General features: G+C 73.4%; 7 protein-coding genes. 6 read left to right on the top strand and 1 reads right to left on the bottom strand.

The annotated features are described in order from the left end of the window. Positions 1-59 precede the first annotated feature (59 nt). Positions 60-848 carry an enoyl-CoA hydratase/isomerase family protein gene (locus E1200_RS28010; protein ID WP_165950496.1) on the bottom strand — a complete coding sequence of 263 codons (789 nt, stop codon included), beginning with the start codon at positions 846-848 and terminating at the stop codon, positions 60-62. Between the two features lie 190 nt (positions 849-1,038). Between E1200_RS28010 and E1200_RS28005 the strand changes: the two genes are divergently transcribed. The 6 genes from E1200_RS28005 to E1200_RS27980 all read left to right on the top strand — a co-directional run. Beyond that, complete coding sequence (locus E1200_RS28005; protein ID WP_207933572.1) at positions 1,039-3,417, top strand: 1-deoxy-D-xylulose-5-phosphate synthase N-terminal domain-containing protein; 2,379 nt, start codon at positions 1,039-1,041, stop codon at positions 3,415-3,417. 202 nt (positions 3,418-3,619) lie between these two features. Then, positions 3,620-4,156: a MaoC family dehydratase gene (locus E1200_RS28000; RefSeq protein WP_131955080.1), complete on the top strand. Its 537-nt coding sequence runs from the start codon at positions 3,620-3,622 to the stop codon at positions 4,154-4,156. Beyond that, complete coding sequence (locus E1200_RS27995; protein WP_131955079.1) at positions 4,153-5,187, top strand: LLM class flavin-dependent oxidoreductase; 1,035 nt, start codon at positions 4,153-4,155, stop codon at positions 5,185-5,187. Before E1200_RS28000 ends, E1200_RS27995 begins: the two co-directional genes overlap by 4 nt. Continuing rightward, the gene (locus tag E1200_RS27990) at positions 5,184-6,446 is read left to right on the top strand and encodes a CoA transferase (protein ID WP_131955078.1); all 1,263 of its coding nucleotides are present in this window, start codon (positions 5,184-5,186) and stop codon (positions 6,444-6,446) included. The genes E1200_RS27995 and E1200_RS27990 overlap by 4 nt, the downstream gene beginning before the upstream one ends. Further along, entirely contained in the window at positions 6,443-7,825 is a 1,383-nt protein-coding gene (locus E1200_RS27985) for an MmgE/PrpD family protein (RefSeq protein ID WP_131955077.1), read from the top strand. The genes E1200_RS27990 and E1200_RS27985 overlap by 4 nt, the downstream gene beginning before the upstream one ends. Next, positions 7,822-8,557 (top strand): Rid family hydrolase (locus E1200_RS27980; protein ID WP_243708879.1); only part of this gene is annotated, 736 nt, incomplete at its 3' end. The genes E1200_RS27985 and E1200_RS27980, both read left to right, overlap by 4 nt.

The raw sequence follows: 8,557 nt of genomic DNA, 5'->3' as shown, positions 1-8,557 counted from the left end.
GACGTGGGACGGTCGGGCGCGGCCCCCGGAGCCGCGCCCGACCGGGTTCGTGGGGGTTGTTAGGCCCAGGTCGGGGGGCGGTTTTCGCGGTAGGCGCGGAAGCCTTCCTGGCCGTCGGAGTCCGGCGGGGTGGTGTAGGCGACGAACTCCTCGATCTCCGGGACGACCGCCTCCGCCAGCGGGAGGGCCTCGACGGCGGCGAACTGGCGCTTCATCGCGGCCATGCAGGCGCGGGACTGGCCGGCGAGGCGGTTCGCCAGCTCGGTGACGGCGGCGTCCAGTTCGTCTGCGGGGACGGATTTGAGGGCGATTCCGAGTTCGACGGCCTCGGCGGCGGGAATCCATCGTCCGGTGAGGAAGATCTCCCTGGCGCGCTGCCGGCCGACGATGCGGGGCAGCCGCGCCGTGGAGCCGCCGGCGGGGATGACGCCGAACTCGGCGTGCGCGTCGGCGATGCGGGCGGAGTCGGCGATCAGCACCAGGTCGCAGGCCAGCAGCAGCTCGAAGCCGCCGGCGCGGGCGAGGCCGTTGACGGCGGCGATCACCGGCATCGACAGGCTCTCCAGCTTCAGGGTGAGCGCGGCGAGGCGCTTGGCGAGGCGCTCCCACACGGCGGCGTCGGCGAACGCCTCGTCCAGCAGGGTGAGGTCGAGGCCGACGCTGAACGCGCGGCCGGTCCCGCCGATGACGAGGACGCGGACGTCCGGGTCGGCCTCCGCCGCGTCGATGGCGGCCTCCAGGTCGTCGAACACCCGGGCGGTGAGGCTGTTCATCGACTCGGGGCGGGTGAACGTGATGCGCGCCACCCGGCCCGTCACGTCGAGGCTCATGGTCTCCAGCGTCGGCACGGGCCGCCCTCCCCTCGGGCGAGGCACCGCCCGGCATATATCTGACATATCAACGTGTTCGAGTATCCGCGGGACCGTCCACCCCGTCAACTCCACCGCTTCGGCACACCAGGGGTGACACATGACGGGTTCTGAGCTAAAAATCGGACATATACGATGCAGTAACCGACGCGATCAGGCAGGTGACGACGTGACCGAGGCCGGGACGTTCCCAGCTGGCCCGACACCGACCGTCCTCGACGAGATCCAGCGGCGCGTGCTGTGGCTCGCGACGCGCATCGTGGACGCCGCGAACCGCGAGCGCGACACCGGCGACGGCATCAAGGTCGGCGGCCACCAGGCGTCCAGCGCCTCGCTGGTCACCGCCATGACCGCGCTGTACTTCGCGCACCTCGACCCGGCGGACCGGGTGGCGGTCAAGCCGCACGCCTCGCCCGCCTTCCACGCCGTCCAGTACCTGCTCGGGGGGCTGGACCGCGCGTACCTGACGCGGCTGCGGGCGCGCGGCGGGCTCCAGTCGTACCCGAGCCGGACGAAGGACCCCGACACCGTCGACTTCTCCACCGGGTCGGTCGGCCTCGGCGCCGCCGCGCCGCTGTTCGCCTCGCTCACCCGCCGGTACGTCGACGCCCACTTCGGCGAGCGGCCGGAGTCCCGCTTCATCGCGCTGATCGGGGACGCGGAGCTCGACGAGGGCAACGTCTGGGAGGCCGTGGCCGAGCCCGCGGCGGCCGGGCTGGGCAACGTCGTGTGGATCGTGGACTTCAACCGCCAGTCCCTCGACCGGATCGTGCCGGGCGTCCGCATCGGACAGTGGCGCGGGCACTTCGCCGCCGCCGGATGGCACGTGGTGGAGATCAAGTACGGCCGCCGCCTCCAGGGGGCCTTCGCGCGGCCCGGCGGCGAGCACCTGCGATCGTGGATCGACGCCATGCCCAACGAGCAGTACCAGTCGCTGTTCGGGCTGGAGGGTGCCGAGCTGCGCGAGCGCTTCCTGGACGGCGCGCCGGCGGAGGTCGGCGAGTTCGTCGCGGACGTGCCCGACGCGGAGCTGGGGCCGCTGGTCACCGACCTGGGCGGGCACGACGTGGAGGCGGTGCTGGAGGCGCTCGCCGAGTGCGACGAGGTCCGCGACAAGCCGAGCGTGATCTTCGCCTACACGGTGAAGGGCTGGGGGCTCCCGCTCGCGGGCGGCGCCCGCAACCACTCGGCGCTGCTCACCGGCGACCAGATCGACGAGCTGCGGACCCGGACGGGCCTCACCTCCGACACCGAGTGGGACCGGCTCGACCCGGAGTCCCCGGCGGGGATCTGGGCGGAGAAGCGGGCCGAGCATCTGCGGCGGCCGCCGCGTGCCGACCGCCCGCGGATCGCGGTGCCCGACGCCACGGGGGTGCGGACGGCGAAGCCCACCTCCACCCAGGAGGTCTTCGGCCGGGTGCTCACCGACCTGGCGCGGGACGAGAAGGTCGCCCCCTACCTGGTCACGACGGCCCCGGACGTCGCCACGTCCACCAACCTCGCCGGGTTCATCAACAAGACCGGCGTGTTCTCCCCGGACCGCCGCCGGACCTGGTCGCAGGACGGCCCGCTGCGCTGGACCGAGGACCCGGCGGGCCAGTACATCCCGCTCGGCATCTCCGAGATGAACCTGTTCCTGCTGCTCGGGCAGCTCGGCCTGGCGTGGGACCTGTCCGACCAGCCGCTGCTGCCCGTGGGCACGGTGTACGACCCGTTCGTCCTGCGCGGCCTGGACGCCTTCCTGTACGGGGCGTACTCGGGGTCGCGGTTCGTGGTGGCGGGCACGCCGTCGGGCATCTCCCTCGCCCCGGAGGGCGGCGCGCACCAGTCGTCCATCACGGCGTCGGTCGGGATCGAGCTGCCGGACGTCACGTTCGTCGAGCCCGCCTACGGCACGGCGCTGGACTGGCTGCTGTGCGACGCGCTCGGCCGGATCGCCGCCGACCCCGGCGGGTCGGACGACGCGGAGGGCGCGTACTACTTCCGGCTGACGACCCGGCCGATCGACCAGGCGCCGTTCGAGGCCGCGCGGGAGCGGCTCGGCGACGCCGAGCTGCGCGCGCAGGCGCTCGCGGGCGCCTACCGCCTCCGGGACGCGCACCACGACCGGCCGGCGCTGCGGGACGAGGGCGCCCCGGTCGTGCATCTCGCGGCGTCGGGCGCGATCATGCCGGAGGTCCTGGCGGCGGCCGAGGAGCTCGGCGAGGAGGGCGTCGCCGCCCATGTCGTGGACGTCACGTCCGCGGGCCGGCTCTACCGCGCGTGGCAGGGCGGGCTGCGGCAGGGCGTGCGCACGGCGACGGCGCGGCCGGGGCCGGGCGTGCTGCGCGCCGCGTTCGCCGAGCGGGCGCCGGTCGTGACCGTCCAGGACGCGGCGTCGCACGCGCTGTCGTGGCTCGGCTCCGCGCTGGGCGTGCCGGCGGTTCCGCTGGGCGTGGACGAGTTCGGCCAGTCGGGCGGCATCCGGGACCTGTACGAGCTGCACGACCTGCGTCCCGGCGCGATCGTCAACGCCGCGCTGGCGGCACTGCACCTCGCGAACGACTGACCGCAAACCTCTGATGTTTCGCGAGTGACCTGCTGGACCGCCGTTGCCTGTGTCCGGCGCCACGCTCACCGCAAAAGCGCAGGTGCAGCCCGTAACGGGACTCGATGGCGAGGCGGCCTCGGCTTGGACATCGACCGCGGACTTGCCCTAGAATCAATACGTCTGACTTTAACGACTCCCAGTGCGATGCGAGAGGACGGCCATGACGCTCAAGGACGGGTGGAACGGACGGTTCTACGAGGACTTCCAGGTGGGCGACGTCTACCGGCACCCCCTCGGGCGCACGGTCACCGAGACCGACAACACGTGGTTCACGCTGCTGACGATGAACACGAACCAGATGCACTTCAACAGCGAGTACGCCGCGAAGTCCGAGTTCGGCAAGCCGCTGGTCGTGTCCACCCTCACCGTCGCGATCGCCGTCGGGCAGAGCGTCATCGACACCACGCAGAACGCGTTCGCCAACCTCGGCTGGGAGGACATCAAGCTCCCCCACCCGGTCTTCGCCGGCGACACGCTGTTCAGCGAGTCGATCGTGCTGGAGAAGCGCGAGTCGTCGAGCCGCCCGCACGCCGGGATCGTCACCATCCGCACCCGCACCCTGAACCAGGACGGCGACGAGGTCTGCACCTTCCGCCGCACCTTCTACGTCTACAAGCGGGGCGCCGAGCCGCTGAACGACCTGTTCCCCGAGGCGAAGAAGCCGCTCACCCTCGACACCGAGGACGAGCGCGCATGAAGATCACCTTCGCCCCCTGGGGGGAGACGCTCGCGGAGCTGACCGACGCGGCCCGCCGCGCCGAGGCGGGCGGCGCCGAGGTCATCTGGGTGCCCGAGCTGCACCGCAGCGCCACCGTCGCCGCCGCGGCGCTCGCCGCCGCGACCGAGCGGGCGCGGATCGGCACCGGCATCGCGCTCGCGTTCACCCGCAGCCCCATGATCACCGCGCTGGAGGCGCTGGACCTGGACGACCTGTCCGAGGGCCGGTTCATCCTCGGCCTCGGGTCCGGCGTGCAGCGGCTCAACGAGGACTGGCACAACGTGCCGTTCGGCAAGCCCGTCCGGCACATGCGGGAGGTGGTCCGCAACGTCCGCGCCTTCTGGGAGACGTGCACCACCGGCGACCCGATCGACCTGCCGGGCGAGGAGGAGCCGATGCGGATCCGCGGCTACCAGCGCCCGTTCGCCGTCCGCCGCGCCGACATCCCCGTGCACCTCGCCGCGATGGGCCCGGCGATGACCCGCCTCGCGGGGGAGATCGGCGACGGCTGGATCAGCCACGAGCTGTGCTCGCCGCGCTACCTCGCCGAGCGGGTGCTGCCGGAGTTGGAGACCGGCATCGCCCGCGCCGAGGGCAAGAAGCGCGCGGACGTCGACGTCGTCGTGTCCGCGTGCTGCTCGGTGTCGGACGACCGCGCCACCGCGCTGCGCCGCGTCTCCGGGCTGGTCGGGTTCTACGCCAGCGTCCGCACCTACGCCGACTTCTTCGACTTCCACGGGCTGGCCGAGCAGCAGCAGGCCGTGATCGACGCGTTCCGCGCGGGGACCGGTGCCGAGCACCTCGCCGAGACGGTCTCCGCCGAGATGATCGACGCGCTCACGATGGTGGGCGGGCGCGACGAGGTCGCCGAGCGCATCGCCGGCTACGAGGGGCTCGCCGATTCGGTGAAGCTCAGCCCGCCGACCCACGGCCTCAGCGCCGCCGAGACCCGCGCGGCCCAGGACGAGCTCCTGGCGCTGCTGCCCGACCTCACAGGGAGCGCTTCGTGAAACCGCTGGAAGACGTCAGGATCATCGCCGTCGAGCAGTACGGCGCCGGCCCGTTCGGCAGCGTGCACCTCGCGGACCTCGGCGCCGAGGTGATCAAGATCGAGGAGCCCCGGTCCGGCGGCGACGTCGGCCGCTACGTCCCCCCGTACGGCGAGGACGAGGACTCCCTGTTCTTCGAGACGTTCAACCGCAACAAGCGCAGCCTGTCCCTCGACCTGTCGACGGACGCGGGCCGCCGCGTCTTCGAGGACCTGGTGAAGGTGTCCGACGTCGTGTACTCCAACCTGCGCGGCGACGTCCCGAAGAAGATCGGGATCACCTACGACGACCTGAAGCACCTGAACCCCGCCATCGTGTGCTGCTCGCTGACCGGGTTCGGCATGACCGGGCCGCGCAGCAAGGAGCCGGGTTACGACTACGTCCTGCAGGGCCTCGCCGGCTGGATGGACCTGACCGGCGAGCCGGACGGCCCGCCCACCAAGTCGGGGCTGTCGCTGGTCGACTACTCCGGCGGGTTCGTCGCCGCGATCTCGCTGCTGGCCGGGCTGCACGCGGCGCGCCGCGACGGCGTCGGCATGGACTGCGACGTCAGCCTGTACGACACCGCGGTCGGGCTGCTGACCTACCCGGCGGTGTGGCACCTGAACGCCGGGTTCACCCCGGAGCGGACGCGCCACTCCGCGCACCCGTCGCTGGTGCCGTTCCAGGCGTTCGAGGCGAGCGACGGCTGGTTCATCGTCGGCTGCGCGAAGGAGAAGTTCTGGACGCGGCTGGCCTCCGTCGTCGGGCACCCCGAGTGGGCCGAGCCGGAGTCCGGCTTCGGGTCGTTCGCCGACCGGCGCACCAACAAGGACAAGCTGATCCCGCTCCTGGAGGAGATCTTCCGGCAGCGGACCGTGGACGAGTGGCTGGAGCAGCTCTACGCCGCGTCCATCCCCTGCGGCCCCATCAACGACGTCGCGCAGGCCATGGAGGAGGAGCACACCAAGGCCCGCGGGCTGCGGGTGACGACCGAGCACCCGCGGTTCGGGACGGTGGAGCAGCTCGCCTCGCCGGTCCGGGTCGGCGCCGAGCCGCCCGAGTACCGCCGGGCGCCGCGCCGCAACGAGGACTTCGACCTGGTCGTCCGCGAGATCGCCGGGTATGACGACGCCACGGTGGAGCGGCTGCGGGCCGGGGGAGCGTTCGGTGACGCGCCCGTCGAGCAGAGCCCGCCCGCCGCGTCCACGGACACGGAGCCGGAGGCGGCGTCACGATGACCGCACGGGAGCTGGCCGCCTGGGCGCTCGGCCTGGCCGAGGTGCCCGAGGCGGTGAGCGCCGCCGCGGCACGGCATCTGCTCGACGGGTTCGGCACCGCGCTCGGCGCACTCCGGACGGGCGCGGCGGCCCCCGCGATCGAGGTGGCGCGGGGGCTCGGCGGCCCGCCGGAGGCGGCGGTGCTCGGCACCGGCGAGGCGCTGTCCGCGCCCGCCGCCGCGCTCGCGAACGGCACGCTGGTGCACGCCCTCGACTTCGACGACACGCACGCGGGCGGGCTGGTGCACGCGACCGCGGTCGTGCTGCCCGCCGCGTTCGCCGTCGGGCAGCAGACCGGCGCGTCCGGGCGGGAGATCCTGCTCGCGGCGGTCGCCGGGTACGAGACGGCGTGCCGCGTCGCGGCCGCCGCGCCGCACGGCTTCCACGCCCGCGGCCTGCACGCGACCATGGTGGCCGGGGTGTTCTCGTCCGCGCTGGTCACCGCGCGGCTCCTCGGCCTGGACGCGGAGCGCGCGGCGAACGCGCTCGGCATCGCGGGCAGCCAGGCGGGCGGCCTGCTCGCCTTCCTCGGCACCGGCGCGTCCACCAAGCAGCTGCACCCGGGGTTCGCGTCCCAGTCCGGCATCGTCGCGGCGCGGCTCGCGGCGGCGGGCGCGACCGGCCCGGAGACCGTCTTCGACGGGCCGCACGGCGTGTTCGACGCCCTGTCCGGCAAGCCCGCCGACCCGGCGTCCATCACGGCCGGGCTCGGCGAGCGCTGGGAGACCACCCGGATCGGCATCAAGCCGTACGCGGCGTGCCAGCTCTCGCACGCCACGATCGACGCGGTCCTGGACGCGATGGCGCGCGAGCGGCTCGACCCGGACGAGATCGCGAGCATCCACGCCGTGGTCCACCCGGACTCGGCGCCGACCGTCTGCGACACCTCCCGCGACCTGACCCGGCCCGCGACCCCGTACGCGGCGAAGTTCTCGCTGCCCTGGACGGTCGCGGCGCTGATCACCGACGGCGGGCTGGCGCTGGACACGTTCGAGCCCGCCTCGATCGCCCGCCCCGAGGTGACCCGGCTCGCCGCACGCGTCAGCTGGGACGTCACCGGCCCGCCCGGTGTCGCCGCCGACGCGCCCGGCCGCGTCACGATCACCCTCGCCGGCGGCCGCGAGGTGACGGGCTCGGTACCGCGCAGCGCGGGCGGCGGCGACCGCCCGCTCGACCGCGCGGCGCTGCTCGCCAAGTTCGCGGGCGCCGCCGGGGTCCCGGCGGCCGAGGCGGAGGGGTTCGCGCGGATCGTCGAGTCGCTCGGCGACCAGCCAGACGCCGCCGCCGTCATGGAGGCCGCCGCCGGCCTCGCCCAGTTCAACCGGCAGGAGAACCGATGACACTGCAAGCGATCAAGCCCGCCGTCTTCCCGTGGTTCCCCTACGAGGGGTTCACGTTCTGCCTCGGGCTGTCGGAGGACGGGGGCGCCTGGTCGTCCGGGCACACGTCCGCCGCGTTCGACGAGGCGGTCGGGAAGATGACCGTCTCCGGGACGATGGCCGAGCAGGCGCGCACCGCCTACCAGAAGACCATGACGATCATCGAGGCGGCCGGGTACGGCCCCGGTGACGTCGTGCACGTGACGGAGAACGTCACGATCGCCGGACTGGCCGACTACGAGGCCGCGGCGGCGGTCCGCAAGGAGGTCTTCGGCGAGCACCAGCCGACCGTGACGACCGTGGTCGTGGAGCGGCTCGTGCGGTCCGCCGCGCTGCTGGAGGTCGAGCTGCACGCCGTCCGCAGGGGCGGCGCCGAGCTGCTCGCCGCCAGCGAGCGGCGCGACGCCGGGACGTGGGTGCCCTCGCCGGTCCGGGAGGGCCACGACGGCACCGTGCACCTGCCGACCATGGTCCCGGTGGACGAGTCGGGCGACGTCGTCAGCCCCGGCGACTTCGTCGGCCAGTACGCCTACTGCCTCGACCGGGCGGACGCGCTGCTGCGCAAGGCGGGCCTGTCGCTCGACAACGCGGTGACCACCTACGACTACTCGACGCCCGCGACGCGCGAGGTCTACCGCAAGTCGCACCGCGTCCGGAAGGAGCGGCTCGGCGGCGGGGGCGTGTACCCGGGGG

The organism is Actinomadura sp. GC306, from assembly GCF_004348665.1.
Classification (GTDB): Bacteria; Actinomycetota; Actinomycetes; order Streptosporangiales; family Streptosporangiaceae; genus Spirillospora.
The sequence above is the reverse complement of the archived record's forward strand: the minus strand, read 5'-3'. Positions and strand labels throughout refer to the sequence as shown.